This is a genomic window from Tsuneonella dongtanensis, assembly GCF_001698205.1.
Classification (GTDB): domain Bacteria; phylum Pseudomonadota; class Alphaproteobacteria; order Sphingomonadales; family Sphingomonadaceae; genus Tsuneonella; species Tsuneonella dongtanensis.
The window spans coordinates 565,631-580,493 of sequence record NZ_CP016591.1 but is presented as its reverse complement, the minus strand read 5'-3'; the positions used below and the strand labels follow the sequence as shown (position 1 = coordinate 580,493).

Below are 14,863 nucleotides of genomic sequence, written 5' to 3'. Positions count from 1 at the left end.
GCCGCCATGACCAGTAACCGCCGCACCTTCGCGATCATCTCGCACCCCGACGCGGGCAAGACCACGCTGACCGAAAAGCTGCTGCTGACCGGCGGCGCGATCCACCTTGCCGGCGAGGTCAAGGCGCGGGGGCAGGCACGGCGCGCACGCAGCGACTGGATGAAGATCGAGCAGCAACGCGGCATCTCGGTCACATCGTCGGTCATGACGTTCGAGAAGGACGGCACGGTGTTCAACCTCCTCGACACCCCGGGGCACGAGGATTTCTCGGAGGATACCTACCGCACGCTGACGGCGGTGGATTCCGCGGTGATGGTGATCGACGCCGCCAAGGGCATCGAGCCGCAGACCCGCAAGCTGTTCGAAGTGTGCCGGCTGCGCTCGGTGCCGATCATCACCTTCGTCAACAAGGTCGACCGCGAGGGCCGCTCGCTGTTCGAAATCCTCGACGAGGTGGCCGATGCGCTGGCGCTCGACGTCAGCCCGCAGAGCGCCCCGCTCGGGATGGGCGGGCTGTTCACCGGCGTGCTCGATTTCGCAAGCGACACGGTCGCGAAGCCCGAGGGCGGATCGAAGGAATATCTCGGCAGCCGCGAACCTCTCGGCGAACTGCCGGGCGACATGGCCGAGGAGATAGAACTCGTCCGCGAGGGCTATCCCGCGTTCGACCTAGAAGCCTATCGCAGCGGCGACCTGACCCCGGTGTTCTTCGGTAGCGCGCTCAAGAACTTCGGCGTCGAGGAACTGATCGCGGCGATCGACCGCTGGGCCCCGCCGCCGCGCCCGCAGCCGTCGGACGACGGCCCGGTCAGCCCTGAGCGCGACGAGGTCACCGGGTTCATCTTCAAGGTCCAGGCCAACATGGACCCCAACCACCGCGACCGGATCGCGTTCATGCGGCAGGTCTCGGGCACCTTCAAACGCGGCATGAAGCTGACGCCGAGCGGGCTCGGCAAGCCGATCGCGGTGCACTCGCCGATCCTGTTCTTCGCGCAGGACCGCGAGATCGCAGATACCGCCGAAGCGGGCGACATCATCGGCATTCCCAACCACGGCACGCTGCGGGTGGGCGACACGCTGTCGGAGAGCAACAAGGTCCGCTTCACCGGCCTGCCCAACTTCGCGCCCGAGATCCTGCGTCGCATCGCGCTGAAGGACCCGACCAAGACCAAGCAACTGAGGAAGGCGCTCGACGACCTCAGCGAAGAAGGCGTGATCCAGGTCTTCTACCCCGAGTTCGGGGCGCAATGGATCGTCGGTGTGGTCGGGCAGCTCCAGCTCGACGTGCTCGTCTCGCGGCTCGAGGCCGAATACAAGGTCGGCGCCATGCTCGAGCCCGCGCCCTTCGCGACCGCGCGCTGGATCAAGGGCAGCGAGGCGGCATTGAAGCAGTTCACCGATTTCAACCGCGCCAACCTTGCCACCGATCGCGATGGCGATCCGGTGTTCCTCGCCAAGAGCGGCTGGGACGTGAACTACCAGGTCGAGAAGAACCCCGACCTGACGTTCTCGGCGACCAAGGAGCGCTGAGGCCCGGCTAGGCCGGGAAGCGCAGCTCCGCGATCAGGCCGCCCTGGGGCCGGTTTGCCAGCACCAGACGTCCGCCATGCGCTTCGGCGATCGCGCGGGCGAGGGTGAGCCCCAGACCCGCACCACCGGTTTCGCGGTTGCGGCTCGCCTCGCCGCGAACGAAGGGTTCGGTGATGGTCGCGAGCCGGTTTTCCGGAATGCCTGGTCCGCTGTCGGTTACCCGCAGCACCGCCTCCCCGCCCTCGGTCAGCACCGCGACGTCGGCGCTGCCGCCATAGCGGACCGCGTTGGACACGAGGTTGCGCAGCGCCCGCTTGGCCCAGGTGACCTGCACCGGGGCGACCACGCGTGCGCCTTCGGCGAGCGTCGCGGCTTCGCCCATGTCCTCGAATTCCTCGACGACCGAGGCCGCCAGTGCGGCAAGGTCGGTGCGTTCGGGCGGCTCGCTGGCGCGGCCCACGCGGGCGAGGCTCAGGATGTCGTCGAGCGTGCGCACGATGTCCTCGATCCCCGCCGCCATGCGCGCGCGCTCGTTCTCGTCCTCGACACTCTCGATCCGGACCCTCAGCGCGGCCAGCGGGGTCTTGAGGTCGTGCCCGATGGCTCCGAGCATCACGTCCTTCTCGTCGAGCATCGCGGCGATGCGCGCTTCCATCCGCCCGTGCGCCTCGATCAGCAGCCGGATGTCGTCCGGGCCCTGCGGCGCGAGGGGCTCTGCGGGATCCTGCGTGCGGGCGAATTGTTCGACCCGGCCGGTGAGTGCCGCAAGCGGGCGCGTGATGCGGCGCAGGAGCAGCCAGATCGCGAGCATGAGCACGGCAAAGAGCACGAGAGTTTGCAGGGCCAGTCCCTGCAGCGCGCGCCTGTCGCGCTCGGGCGCGAGCGTGCGCGCGGTAAGCCACTCGCCGTCCCGCAGCGGCAGGCTGGCGAGCACGACCCGCGCCCGCCCGAGGTCCATCCCCCCGCCGACCGGTCGCCCTTCCTCAAGCCGGCGGAGCACACGCGGATCGGTCAGCGCTTCCCGGCTTGCCACACGCAGGCGATCGGCGCCCTGCACGCCTTGGTCCGCGAGCACCTCGCGCAATGCCGCGGCGATCGCAGTTTCCTGCCGATCGGAGGGCAGCGCGGGAGGCGTCGCCCCGCGCTCGACCCGCATACGGCGCGCGCCGCCGTTGCCGAGGCCGCCCCGTTCGCGCCACCGCCGCACCACGCGTTCGGCAGGAGCCCCGGTCGAGGCCGCGGTGATCTGCACCGCGAGCGTGCCGACGACGTGCTGCGCACGCCGCTCTTCTGAAGCGCGGTACAGCAGCGCCGCCGATATGGCCTGCGCGACGAGCAGCGCGCCTGCCACCGCGAGCAGGACCTGGCCCAGGAGGCTGCGGGGCCACAGCGTCATGCCGCGCCGCCATTCGCCATGCGGCGCACGTCGGCAGCAAAGCGGTATCCGCCGCCGCGCACTGTCTGGATGAAGTGCGGATTGCGGCTGTCGGTCTCGATCTTGCGCCGCAAGCGGCTGACCTGGTTGTCGACCGCACGGTCGAACAGGTGCGCCTCGCGGCCCTGGACCAGGTCGAGAAGGCGATCACGGTCGATCACCTGCTTGGGCCGGTCGAGAAATGCGGTGAGGAGGCGGAACTCGGCTGTGGAGATCGGCACCGTCGTGCCTTCGGGGTCGGTCAGTCGCCGCTTGAGGGGATCGAGCCGCCAGCCTTCGAATTCGTACAGCGCGTCGTCTTCGGGAGGCCCTGCCGGACGAGCCGCCCGCCGCAGCACACTGCGGATGCGCGCGACGAGTTCGCGCGGTTCGAACGGTTTCACGACGTAATCATCGGCGCCGATCTCCAGCCCGACGATACGGTCGGTCGGCTCCCCCTTCGCGGTAAGCAGGATCGTGGGCAGCGCCTTGCTTTCCACGAGGTGGCGACAGAGCGACAGTCCATCCTCGCCCGGCATCATCACGTCGAGCAGGACGAGGTCAGGCGTTTCTTCGAGGAGAGCGCTGCGCGCCGCGGCGGCGCTCTCGGCCTCGCGCACGACGAACCCCTGGCGGACGAGATAGGTCGCCAGGGGTTCACGCAGCGTCGCCTCGTCGTCGACGAGAAGCAGCTTCACGAGCGCGGGTTCGTTCGTCATCGGTTGCCCCCGTGCCCGGTGGGGGGCGCGCCGGTCAAGCGCGCCCCGCCCTCGGGGTAGCGGATGGTCAGTTGGCCGGCTGGGCGGCCTTGCGCGCCTGCATCTGCGCACGCATGGCTTCATGCGCGGCCTTGCGTTCGGCCTGGGTCACGGTTCCGTTCTTGTCGGCATCGGCGCGGTCGAAGCGCTTGAGCGCGGCGGCAGTGAATTCGGCCTGGCTGATCGCGCCGTCACCGTTGGTGTCGGCCATCTTCATCATCGCCATGCCGCGATGGCCGCCGGGGCCGCCCGCGCGCTTGCCGCCATGCTTGCCCGCCATTCCGGCATGACCCGCGTGTTCGCCGCCACCGGCCCGCTTGCCCGCGCGGGCCGCCTTGGCCGCAGCGCGTTCTTCCGCGCTGACGGTGCCGTCCTTGTCGGTGTCGAGCTTCGCGATCATCTTGGCGCGGCGCGCCTCGCGGTCGGCCTGGTTGAGCACGCCGTCGCCGTTGGCGTCCATCTTTGCGAAGTGCTCGGACGCCTTGGTCTGCGCCTCGGCACGGGTCACGTCGCCTTGCGGGCCCATATGGCCGCCTGGACCATGGCCGGCGGCGAGCGAAGCGGTCGCCGTCGCAAGCGCGGCGGCAGCAATCGAAAAGGTCAGCTTACGCATGGGGTATCTCTCCTGTGGAATGCGAAGAGTTGCGACGCGCCGGATAGGAAGGGGGAGGGAGAAATCCGGTCCCGCGTCGCCGCAACTCACATTCGCCGTTCTAGACCCGCGTTGTCGCAGGGTTATCGCCGATCCACGGAGATTTGTCGCGGATTGTCGCGCGCAGGGCGCGGCATTCATCCGCGCGCAAAGCCCTAGCTTTCGGGCGTGGCCATCACGAAGGCGTTGAGCTTGTTGCCATCGGGATCGCGGAAGTAGCCGGCGTAGAAGCCGCCCCCGCGGTCGCCCGGCGCGCCTTCGTCGGTCCCGCCATTGGCGAGCGCGATGTCGTAGAGCCGCTGCACTTGCGCTTCATCCTTGGCCTGCAGTGCGACCATCACGCCGTTGCCGACGCTTGCGGCGTTACCGTCGAAGGGCTTGGTCAGCCCGATGCCCGCCGCACCGCCGGGATCGCCCCACGCGATGAAGGTATCGAACTCCATCATCCGCTTGGTGCCGAGTTCGGCCGCGAGCGCATCGTAGAACGGCGCGCTTTTCTGGAGGTCGTTGGTACCGAGAGTAACGTAACCGATCATCGTGAATGCTCCTGTGCCGCGACTCGACCCGAGGAGAACATTACGCGAACATGATTGTCGTCACAAGGGCTGGCACGCCTGTTCTAGCCAGGCCAGGACCTCGCCGGAAAGCTGCGGCGCGAGGATGCGGCTCACCTCGGCGTGATAGTCGTTCCACCAGGCGCGTTCCTCAGCGGTAAGCAGCGAGACGTCCACCAGCGCCCGGTCGATGGGCGCGAAGGTCAGTGTCTCGAAGCCGAGGTAGTCGCCCTCCGCCCCGGCAATCTCGCGCCTCTCGACCAACACGAGGTTCTCGATGCGGATGCCGTAGGCGCCTTCCTTGTAGTAGCCCGGCTCGTTCGACAGGATCATACCCGGCATGAGTTCCTGGTCGCCGCCCGGCTGCGCGCCGGTGAACTTGGCGATCCGCTGCGGCCCTTCGTGGACCGAGAGGAAGCTGCCCACCCCGTGTCCGGTGCCATGCGCGTAGTCGACGCCCGCCGACCACAGGAACTGCCGCGCGAAGGCGTCGAGCTGCCCGCCGACGGTCCCCTGCGGGAAGACGGCGCGGGCGATCGCGATATGCCCCTTGAGGACGCGGGTGTTGCGATCCTTCTGCTCGGCCGAGGGTTCGCCGGGACCAATCCAGAGGGTGCGGGTGATGTCGGTCGTGCCGTCGAGGTACTGGCCGCCCGAATCACACAGATAGATGCTCGACGGGGCGATGGGGATATTGCTGTCCTCGTCCACCCGGTAGTGCGGCAACGCGGCGTGGGGCCCTGCAGCGCTGATCGTGTCGAACGACAGATCCCGCAGCGTGTCGCTCGCCTCGTCGCGGAATTCGCGCAGCTTTGCGGCAGCGGACAGCTCGTCGAGACCGCCCTTGGGCCCCTCGACGCTGAGCCAGTGGAGGTACTTGGCGATCGCCGCCCCGTCGCGCGCCTGTGCATCGCGATGCCCCTGCTGCTCGACCGGGTTCTTGATGGCGCGCGGCAGGATCGTGGGATCGCGTACTGCGACCGGCTTCGCCCCCGCACCCTCGAGCGCGTGGAAGATCGCCGCGACACCGTAGTTCGGATCGACCGCGACGGTCTTGCCCGCAAGTCCGCCGAGCGCATCTTCGAACGCCGCGCGCGGGCGGATCGTCACCGCGTTGCCGAGATGCTGGGCCAGCTCCGGGGTGACCTTTTCCTCGCCGATGAACAGTTCCGCCGTCCCACCGGCATGCGCGATGACATAGGCGAGCGCCACCGGTGTGCGCTCGACGTCGGTGCCGCGCACGTTGAGCAGCCAGGCGACCGAATCGAGCGCGCTGACGACCGCGGCGTCGTAGCCTTCCTCCTTGAGCCAGTCGGCGACTTCGGCGCGCTTGTCGGCGCTCGAACGGCCTGCGCGCGTCTCGTCGTGGACCAGCGCGGGTGCCGCCGAGGGTTCGGGCCGGTCGGCCCAGACCGCGTCGATCGGGTTGCCGTCGACGGGCACGAGTTCGGCGTTTTTCTTCTCGAGCGCCTTGGCGACGCCTTCGGCCCACCCCTTCGAATGCAGCCAGGCGTCGTAGCCGATCTTCGCCCCCTCGGCCGCGTTCGCGGCGAGCCACTTGGCGGGGCTGGAGGCGGGCACGCCGACGTATTCGAACAGCTTGCCGTCGACCTGCTCGCGCACCTGCACGGTATAGCGCCCGTCGACGAAGATCGCGGCCTTGTCCTGCAAGACCGCCACGGTTCCCGCCGACCCGCCGAACCCGGTCAGCCAGTGCAGCCGCTGGGCATAGGCGCCGATGTATTCGCTCATGTGCTCGTCGGAGATGGGGACGACGAATCCGTCGAGCCCGCGCTTTTTCAGTTCCTCGCGCAGGGCGGAGAGGCGGGCTTCGTGGGTCTGCATGAGCATTGTTGCGGTCCTTTCGCATCCCACATAGGGCCGCGCCATGAACGATGCCACCGTCAAGCCGACCAACGCCCCACCGCGTGCGGCGAAAAAGCCCTCCGCGATCACCCATCACGGTATCACCGTGGCCGACGATTACGCCTGGCTCCGCGACCCCAGGTACCCGACGGTCGACGATCCCGAGATCCTTGCCCATCTCCAGGCCGAAAACGCCTGGTTCGAGGCCGCGATGGCCGATCAGAAGGACCGCATCGACGCGCTGTTCCGCGAAATGCGCGCGCGGATAAAGGAGGCGGACACCTCGGTCCCGCAGAAGGACGGCGATTTCCTCTACTGGATCGAGTTCGAGGAAGGCGCGGAATACAAGAAATGGTGGCGTCGGCCGGTCGGCGATAAGGACGATAAGAGCGCCGACGAACTGATCCTCGACGAAGTCGCGCTGGCCGAAGGCAAAGAATACTTCCGCCTCGGCGCGATCAGCGTATCGAACGACGGCAAGCGCCTGGCCTATTCGATCGACGACAACGGATCGGAGCGCTTCACCGCACGGATCAAGGACATCGCGACCGGCGAGCACCTGCCCGACGAGATCCCCGGCACGCTCTCCTCGCTCGTCTGGGCGGCGAACGACACCTGTATCGTCTACAGCCTCGCCAACGAGCAGTGGCGTACCGACAACGCCCGGCTGCACCGCCTGGGTACTCCGGTTGCGGACGACGTCGAGCTCTTTCACGAAGACGACGAAGGCTTCCGTGTCGGCACGACGCTGTCGGCCAACGAGAAGTGGCTGATCGTTTCCACCAGCGATCACGAGACGAGCGAGGTCCGCCTGATCCCCGCCGCCGATCCGCTTGCCGAACCGTTGCTGGTGAAGGCGCGGCAGAAAGGCGTCGAATACGAGGTGGATGAGCGCAACGGCACGCTCTTCGTGCTCGCCAACGACCCGCACGAGAACTTCCGGCTGGCCACCGCACAATTGGTTCAACCTGGCGATTGGACCACCCTGATCGAGGGGTCGGACGCATTCTACCTCACCGGGTTCGACCTGTTCCGCGACTTCTACGTCGTCGAAGGCCGGCAGGGCGGGCTCGATACGATCGAGGTGCGCTATTACGACGATCCCGAACGGGTCGAGCCGATCGCGTTCCCGGAAGAGAGCTACTCCGCGGGCCTCGGCGACAATCCCGAATGGGCGATGGAGCGCTTGCGGGTGAGCTACCAGTCGATGGTCAGCCCTTCGACCGTCTACGACTATCACGTCGCCGAGCGGCGGCTCGAAGTCCTGAAGGTGCAGGAAGTGCCCTCGGGCTACGACGCGTCCCTCTACACGACCGAGCGCCTGCACATTACCGCACGCGACGGGACCGACATCCCGGTCTCGGTCATGTATCGCAAGGACCGCGCGTCGATCGTTTCGGCCCCAGGCCCGCTCCACCTTTACGGTTACGGCGCTTACGGCATCGCCATACCGCCGGGCTTCTCCACCACGCGCCTCAGCCTCGTCGACCGCGGCTTCGCCTATGCCATCGCGCACATCCGCGGCGGGGACGACCTTGGCCGCGCGTGGTACAAGGGCGGCAAGCTCGAACGCCGCACCAACACCTTCAACGACTTCGTCGACGTGGCGAACGGGCTAGTCGAGCGCGGTTACACGGAGGCGGGCCGTATCTCGATTTCGGGCGGCTCGGCCGGCGGCGAGCTGATGGGCGCGGTGGTCAACTCCGATCCCCACCTGTGGGGCGCGGTGGTGGCGCACGTCCCCTTCGTCGACGTGCTCGCGACGATGCTCGACGCATCGCTTCCGCTGACCCCGGGCGAATGGCCCGAATGGGGCAACCCGATCGAGGACGAGACCGCGTTCGAGCTGATCCGAAGCTACAGTCCCTACGACAACGTCCGCGCGCAGGATTACCCGCCGATGCTGGTGACCGCCGGGCTCAACGATCCGCGCGTCACCTACTGGGAGCCCGCCAAGTGGGTCGCCCGCCTGCGCGAGCTGAAGACCGACGACAATGTGCTGTTGCTCAAGACCAACATGGGCGCGGGCCACGGCGGCAAGTCGGGCCGGTTCGAAAGCCTGCACGAAACCGCCGAGGAATATGGCTTCATCCTGTGGCAGATGGGTTTGTGACGGGCTTGCCCCGTCACGACCGCAAGCATATCATGGACATCGCCGGGCCAGGCAGCTCCCGGTGACAGGCCACCCGGCCCAACGCTGCGCGCTGAACCCTCGGAGGCGCCCATGCGTATCGACCATTCCGCTCGCCTGACCCGCCGCACGGCCCTGTTGTCCGCCGTTTGCACGGTACTTGTCGCCAATGCTCCGCCCGGTCGGACGCCGCGCGTGCTTTTCGTCTGCGAGAAGGGTACGGTGAAAAGCCCGATCGCCCGAGAGATCCTTCGCAGCCGGGCGAAGGAGCGCGGCATGAGTGTCGCGGTGCAGTCCCGCGCTCTCGAACCGGGCGACAGCGCAATCGAAGCGACCAAGTCGGCGTTGCGGCACGACGGTATCGACGTATCGCGCCAGCCGCTGCGCAAGCTTTCCCCTGCCGATCTGGCCTGGGCCGACGTGGTGGTCGCGTTCAATCCTCTCCCGGAACCGGGTGCCGCGCATACCCTTCGCGACTGGACCGACACGCCATCGGTCAACGCCAGCTATCCAGCAGCGATGGCTTCGATTACCGAACGGGTCGACGCGCTGCTCGACGAACTGGCGCGGCACCGGAAAGGTTTTCGACGCTGACCAACCGCTTCGCGCTCCGTTTCACCGCCCGACCCGAGCACATCGACGAGCTGGGTCACGTCAACAACGCGGTGTGGGTGAATTGGATTCAGGAGATCGCCACTGCGCACTGGTCGGCGGTCGCCGCGCCCGAACACGTGGACAAGTACGTCTGGGTCGTGACCCGGCACGAGATCGACTATCGGGGCAATATATCAGAAGGCGAGAGCGTCACCGCCGAGACCTTCATTCCCGAAGGTCCGCGCGGGGCGCAGTTCGACCGGTGCGTCGAATTCCGCGATTCATCGGGGAAGCGGATCGTCGCCGCGCGGAGCACCTGGGCGATGCTCGACAAGGCGAGCGGTCGCCTCGTGCGGGTGCCGGCCGAAGTCGCGGCCCCGTTCCTTTGAAAAGCGCGCTTGCGGGGCGGCAAAGGCGTTGCTAGAGGCGCGCGCCTACCGGGGCCCGGCGATCTGCCGGCCCGTTTCATCCGATGTGCGGTCGTGGCGGAATTGGTAGACGCGCAACGTTGAGGTCGTTGTGGGCGAAAGCCCGTGGAAGTTCGAGTCTTCTCGACCGCACCAGGATATTCCCGAACGCCGCGCCAGGATCACTGCGCGCACTCGATGCACAAGGCCGCTTCAGGGCGTGCTTCGAGGCGCGCGGGTGCCACCGCGACCCCGCAGCGAACGCATATGCCGTAGGTGCCCTTGTCCAGCCGGTCGAGGGCGCGGCTGACCGATTCGATCTCGCGCGTGACGAGCTCGGCCTGCGCTTCGAGCGGCACATCGTCCTCCATCTCGACCGCGCGCTCCGACGAGTCCGGATTCAGCGGTTCGGACAGGTCCGCATCAAGGTGCGCTAGACGGCCTTTCAGCTCCGCCAGGCGGTCCTCAAGCTGCACTCTCGCCGTCGCTTCACTGGTCACTTCGCCCACCCTCCCTCGCTCTAGACTTGCGACACTATGACCGGGTGAGGCGGGACAGCATTGATCCAGCGCAAATGGCAGACGGTCGTGCGAAGGAGGTGGCGCACCCGACAGGATTCGAACCTGTGACCTCTGCCTTCGGAGGGCAGCGCTCTATCCAGCTGAGCTACGGGTGCATCCGGGAGGCGGGCGCTTAGCAAAGCGATCCGGGGGGCGCCAGCGTCTTGTGGCGGGGACGCGCGCATTAGCGATTTGGCAAGCGAATCGGGTTAACGAGCGAGTCCTGATGAGCGTCCTGCCCACCGACTTCACTGCATCACGCCCGGAAGGCGCCGCCCTGCGCGGGCCCAGCGCGATGAGCGTGCAGTGGGCCGCGCTGCAGGACGCCGCCAGCGCGGTTGCTGCGCTGGCCGGGCTCGCTTCCGAGAAGCCGACCGTGCAGGTGCGCAACTTCCCAGCGCTGATCCGCGACGTCGGCGGCTGGCGGCTCGAGCTTGCCACGAACGGAGTGGCCGACCTTGCCGCGATGATGACCCCGGGGGTCAAGGCGCTGCTCGCCGTGTCGGCGCGGGGCCAGGACCCGACCCCGGCCGCTCTGACCCTCTGGCGCGAATACCACGCGGCCCGCGCCGCGCTGCTGGCCCTGGTGCCCGAGCAGGGTTCGATGGGGCCCCTTCGCAAGGCTTGACCTCGTTCCGCTTCTGTTCCACGAAGCCGGAATGCCTGATTCACCTGCGCTGACGCTGGCGGCCGACCGTCATGACGCGATTGCCGTCTGTCGCGGGATCAACCGGCTGTTCGCCCGTAACGATATCTGGTGCCTTGCCGAAATGCCGCTCCGGAACGGGCGGCGCGCCGACCTCATGGGAGTCGATCCGAAGGGGCGCATCGTGATCGTCGAGGTCAAGGTCAGCCGCGCGGACCTGGTCGGGGACGGCAAGTGGCCCGACTATCTCGACTTCTGCGACCGGTTCTACTGGGGCGTGCCGCCCGGAATCGATCGCGCGATCCTCGACGGGCTCGACTTCAGGCCCGATTGCTGCGGTGTGATAGTGGCCGACGGCTACGATGCCGAGATCGTCCGTCCGGCGCCGAGCCATCCGCTCGCTCCGGCGCGTCGCAAGGTCGAGGTGGAGCGCCTTGCCCGCACGGCCCTGCGCCGCGGCATCGTCGCCGCCGATCCGCATTGCGCCCCCTGGGGCCAATCGATCTAGTCCCGGGCGATCTAGCCAGCATAGCCCGCCGCGCGTAGAGCGATGCCACGATGCTCGCCGGTATCCTCATTTCTGCCGCCGCAATGACCGCGATCGTCGCAGTACGGTACGTGCTGTCGAGCGGAGGGTTCGCCTGGGCGACATCGCGCGTGCGACCGGGGCTCTATCGCGGGCTCGAGCCGCAGATACGCAAGGAGATCGGCTGGTCGCTCGCCTCGGCGGCGATCTACGGCATACCGGCCGGTGTCGTTGCCTGGGGCTGGCAGGAGCACGGCTGGACCCGCATCTACACCGACTGGAGCGCGTTCCCCCTGTGGTACCTGCCGCTGAGCGTCCTCGCCTACCTCGCCGCGCACGACACCTGGTTCTACTGGACCCACCGCTTGATGCATCGACCGAAACCGTTTCGCATCGCCCATGCGGTCCACCACGCCAGCCGCCCGCCGACCGCCTGGGCGGCGATGAGCTTCCATCCCTGGGAAGCCGTGACCGGGGCCGTGGTCATCCCCGCCCTCGTGTTCGTGGTCCCGATCCACGTCGCGATGCTCGGCCTCGTGCTCACGATCATGACCGTGATGGGCGTCACCAACCACATGGGGTGGGAGATGTTTCCTCGCTGGCTCGTTCACTCCCGGTTGGGGGAGTGGCTGATAACCGCCAGCCATCATCAACGGCACCACGATCTCTACAAATGCAACTACGGCCTCTATTTCCGCGTCTGGGACAAGCTGTGCGGCACCGACCGCGGGCTCGCCCGGCCATGAGCTGGTCCGCGAAGGCCGTGGCGATCGCCGCTGCCGCGCTGGTGGTCGGCGGCGCGGCGCCCACGCGCGAGGTGACCGTGTCGGTCACCGGTATGCGCTCGGCCAAGGGCGTGGTGCGCGCCTGCATGACGTCGAACGAGGCGCGCTTTCCCAAGTGCGCGGGCGATGCGGCTTCGTACCGCCTCGTGGTCCCAGCCGCGACGACCCTCAAGCTCACCTTCAAGAACGTGACGCCGGGGCGATACGCCATCGCCCTGCTCCACGACGAGAACAACAACGGCAAGGCCGACCGCGCGCTGGGCATGATGCCCAAGGAAGGCTTCGGTTTCTCGCGCGACGCGCCCGTCCGCATGGCTCCGCCCAAATACGCCGACGCGGTCTTCCCGGTCGGGGACGGTGACGTCAGCCTGACGATCAAGATGCGCTACATGCTGTGACGTCGCCGGCGCCGCGACGGCAAAAAGTCGCGAAGCGAGTTAACGGTATGTTTACCACGTAGCGGCACAACCCCTCCGATCGCATCGGGTGTGCGCCTGCACGCCGCAACGGGGGTAGCGAAACGCGATGGATAACCTGCGGGGATATCTCGGGGCCGTCGACTACGGGTCGAGCGAGCACGATTTCGGGCTCGGGGACGACGAGGTCGGCAGCGAACCGCCGCCCAGCCCGGTCGGGCAGGACGAGCGGCGCATGCAGGTGCGCGCCTACAACCACTGGGCGAGCCTGCTGGCGGACCGCAACTTCCCCTCGATCGAGGATCTCGATCCCGATGCCCTGCCCGACTTCGGGCCCTATTCGGTACTGCTCGACTTCACCAACGGGATCGACGATCCCTCGATCCGATTCCTTGGCGCCTCGCTTGCCGAGGAATGCGAAGTGTCCCCGACCGTGGGAAGCCTGGGCCAGGTGCCGCCCCGCTCTCTGCTGACGCGGATCACCGATCACTACATGCAGATCCTCGCCAACCAGGCGCCGATCGGTTTCGAGGCCGAATTCGTCAACCAGCGCGGAACCGCGATTCTCTATCGCGGGATCCTGCTGCCGTTCTCGAGCGACGACGATACGATCGATTTCATCTACGGCGTGATCAACTGGAAGGAGATGGCCGACCAGCTGACCAGCGACGAGCTCCTTCTCGAAATCGACCAGGCACTCGAAGCCGAAGATGCGCGCCCGCGGGCGACCGACCCGGTGACCGACTGGGCCGACGGCCCGGGTGGCGCCGAGGCGGAGCCGATGCGGGCCCCGGCGGCGGACACCGTCGGTGACGACCCGTTCCCCCTGCCCGCGTTCGGGAGCGACGACGCCGAAGATGTCGCTGCGGACGCGCCTTACGGCTATGCCGAAGAGGACGAGGCCGAGGACGAAGAAGAATCCGGCCTTTACGAAGCCATCGAGGCAGTCGACGACGAGCCCGAGGGTCCCAGTCGCTTCGCTTCGCTCTTGACGCTGGGCGGTGGCCGCGCGGGCGGAGACGACTTCGACGACGAGGACGATTACGGCGAGGACGACGAGGACGAGGACCCGGTAGCCAAGTGGCTGAAGCGCCCGACTCCGCTCGATGAACTGCCCGAAGAATGCTTTGCACCGCAGGACGACGCGAACGCGCCGCTCGAGCTGGACGCTCCGGTCGAGGAAGCGCCCGAACCCTACAGCTTCGCGCCGCTCACCTCGGTTGACGATGCAGAGTATGCGCATGCGGACGACGGCGCAGAAGAGGAACCGCTCGACCTGGTCGACGCGGTCGAACCCGACGCCGCTTTCGAGCCTGCGCCGCTCGCCGCGGTTGCCGCGATGGTCGTCGCCAACGATGCCGACGATTCCGAAGATTTCGTCGCTGGCGATTTCGGCGGCGCGGAAGATACGCAAGGCCTCTACGACTGCCTCGCCTCGGCCCGCGAACTGGCGATGGCCGCACGCGCTTCCGAGGACCGCAGCCGCAGTGCGCTCTATGCGGCGGTCGGGCGCGCCTACGACTTCAGCCTGGCCGCCCAGGCGGAGCCCGAGGAATTCGCCGAACTGATCGCCGACAGCGGCCTGACCGTTCAGGACCGCGCGCCGATGACCCCGGTGGTGAAGCTCGTCTTCGGGGCCGATTACGACAAGACGCGCATCGCCGAATACGCATCGGTCCTGACCCACGCACATCGCGTGGGTATCGAGCGCGGGGCGCTCGCCGGATACCTCCAGGCCGCGGAAGGCGGCCTGAAAGGTGTGGTCCAGGCCGAACGCGCCTGCCGCAAGGCGGACGATGGCGAACCCGCGGTGCGCGAAACTCCGCGCGAAGCGCTCGCCCGCAAGCTGCGCGCCATCGCTCCGCTCGGCTTCGAAGACATCGCTGCCGAGGGCGAGGAATTCTCGCTGGTCATGATCCGCCGCTCCGGTGGCGAGGTCGTGGTGCTGGGCGAAGTTTGCGACACCGCCCTCATCGAGAAGGCGGCGAAGAAGCTCGTCGCCTGAGCCAAGCCGTTAGCACTTA

At 67.6% G+C, this 14,863-nt stretch carries 15 protein-coding genes and 2 tRNA genes; 10 read left to right on the top strand and 7 right to left on the bottom strand.

Annotated features, from left to right (window positions below; all coding sequences use genetic code 11):
• Window positions 1–6: 6 nt before the first annotated feature.
• Complete coding sequence (locus A6F68_RS02850; RefSeq protein ID WP_067676055.1) at window positions 7–1,530, top strand: peptide chain release factor 3; 1,524 nt, start codon at window positions 7–9, stop codon at window positions 1,528–1,530.
• Between the two features lie 7 nt (window positions 1,531–1,537).
• Here the strand turns inward: A6F68_RS02850 and A6F68_RS02845 are convergent, their stop codons facing one another.
• From A6F68_RS02845 to A6F68_RS02825, 5 genes are all read right to left on the bottom strand, one after another.
• Window positions 1,538–2,926 (bottom strand): sensor histidine kinase, encoded by a 1,389-nt coding sequence (locus tag A6F68_RS02845; protein ID WP_067676053.1) that lies wholly within the window; start codon window positions 2,924–2,926, stop codon window positions 1,538–1,540.
• A complete protein-coding gene (locus A6F68_RS02840) occupies window positions 2,923–3,663 on the bottom strand; it encodes a response regulator (RefSeq protein WP_067676052.1) in 741 nt (246 codons plus the stop codon). Before A6F68_RS02840 ends, A6F68_RS02845 begins: the two co-directional genes overlap by 4 nt.
• Window positions 3,664–3,730: 67 nt before the next feature.
• The gene (locus A6F68_RS02835) at window positions 3,731–4,315 is read right to left on the bottom strand and encodes an EF-hand domain-containing protein (RefSeq protein WP_067676050.1); all 585 of its coding nucleotides are present in this window, start codon (window positions 4,313–4,315) and stop codon (window positions 3,731–3,733) included.
• A gap of 194 nt (window positions 4,316–4,509) precedes the next feature.
• Window positions 4,510–4,890 (bottom strand): VOC family protein, encoded by a 381-nt coding sequence (locus A6F68_RS02830; RefSeq protein ID WP_067676047.1) that lies wholly within the window; start codon window positions 4,888–4,890, stop codon window positions 4,510–4,512.
• Between the two features lie 60 nt (window positions 4,891–4,950).
• Window positions 4,951–6,759, bottom strand: coding sequence for an aminopeptidase P family protein (locus A6F68_RS02825; protein ID WP_067681934.1), 1,809 nt, complete (start codon window positions 6,757–6,759; stop codon window positions 4,951–4,953).
• Window positions 6,760–6,796: 37 nt separating this feature from the next.
• Here A6F68_RS02825 and A6F68_RS02820 point away from each other — a divergent pair, with 37 nt between their 5' ends.
• The 4 genes from A6F68_RS02820 to A6F68_RS02810 all read left to right on the top strand — a co-directional run bounded on the left by A6F68_RS02820 (window position 6,797) and on the right by A6F68_RS02810 (window position 10,062).
• Window positions 6,797–8,887 (top strand): S9 family peptidase, encoded by a 2,091-nt coding sequence (locus tag A6F68_RS02820; RefSeq protein ID WP_067676044.1) that lies wholly within the window; start codon window positions 6,797–6,799, stop codon window positions 8,885–8,887.
• Between the two features lie 111 nt (window positions 8,888–8,998).
• Window positions 8,999–9,499, top strand: coding sequence for an arsenate-mycothiol transferase ArsC (locus tag A6F68_RS14635; RefSeq protein ID WP_084001538.1), 501 nt, complete (start codon window positions 8,999–9,001; stop codon window positions 9,497–9,499).
• Window positions 9,496–9,888, top strand: a complete 393-nt coding sequence (locus tag A6F68_RS02815; RefSeq protein ID WP_067681931.1) for an acyl-CoA thioesterase — start codon at window positions 9,496–9,498, stop codon at window positions 9,886–9,888. The genes A6F68_RS14635 and A6F68_RS02815 overlap by 4 nt, the downstream gene beginning before the upstream one ends.
• Before the next feature lie 87 nt (window positions 9,889–9,975).
• Window positions 9,976–10,062: transfer RNA gene (locus A6F68_RS02810), tRNA-Leu, on the top strand.
• A gap of 26 nt (window positions 10,063–10,088) precedes the next feature.
• On the opposite strand, the gene A6F68_RS02805 is transcribed toward A6F68_RS02810, so the two are convergent.
• Both A6F68_RS02805 and A6F68_RS02800 read right to left on the bottom strand, forming a co-directional pair.
• The gene (locus A6F68_RS02805) at window positions 10,089–10,406 is read right to left on the bottom strand and encodes a TraR/DksA family transcriptional regulator (RefSeq protein WP_067681928.1); all 318 of its coding nucleotides are present in this window, start codon (window positions 10,404–10,406) and stop codon (window positions 10,089–10,091) included.
• A gap of 99 nt (window positions 10,407–10,505) precedes the next feature.
• Window positions 10,506–10,582: transfer RNA gene (locus A6F68_RS02800), tRNA-Arg, on the bottom strand.
• 110 nt (window positions 10,583–10,692) lie between these two features.
• On the opposite strand from A6F68_RS02800, the gene A6F68_RS02795 reads away from it, so the two are divergent.
• From A6F68_RS02795 to A6F68_RS15440, 5 genes are all read left to right on the top strand, one after another.
• Window positions 10,693–11,094 carry a hypothetical protein gene (locus tag A6F68_RS02795; protein WP_074428264.1) on the top strand — a complete coding sequence of 134 codons (402 nt, stop codon included), beginning with the start codon at window positions 10,693–10,695 and terminating at the stop codon, window positions 11,092–11,094.
• Window positions 11,095–11,125: 31 nt separating this feature from the next.
• Window positions 11,126–11,620 carry an MmcB family DNA repair protein gene (locus A6F68_RS02790; RefSeq protein ID WP_067676041.1) on the top strand — a complete coding sequence of 165 codons (495 nt, stop codon included), beginning with the start codon at window positions 11,126–11,128 and terminating at the stop codon, window positions 11,618–11,620.
• Between the two features lie 50 nt (window positions 11,621–11,670).
• Window positions 11,671–12,384, top strand: a complete 714-nt coding sequence (locus A6F68_RS02785; RefSeq protein ID WP_067676038.1) for a sterol desaturase family protein — start codon at window positions 11,671–11,673, stop codon at window positions 12,382–12,384.
• Window positions 12,381–12,821 carry a DUF2141 domain-containing protein gene (locus A6F68_RS02780; RefSeq protein ID WP_067676035.1) on the top strand — a complete coding sequence of 147 codons (441 nt, stop codon included), beginning with the start codon at window positions 12,381–12,383 and terminating at the stop codon, window positions 12,819–12,821. Before A6F68_RS02785 ends, A6F68_RS02780 begins: the two co-directional genes overlap by 4 nt.
• Window positions 12,822–12,948: 127 nt before the next feature.
• Window positions 12,949–14,844, top strand: coding sequence for a PAS domain-containing protein (locus A6F68_RS15440; protein WP_067676033.1), 1,896 nt, complete (start codon window positions 12,949–12,951; stop codon window positions 14,842–14,844).
• Window positions 14,845–14,863: the final 19 nt, after the last annotated feature.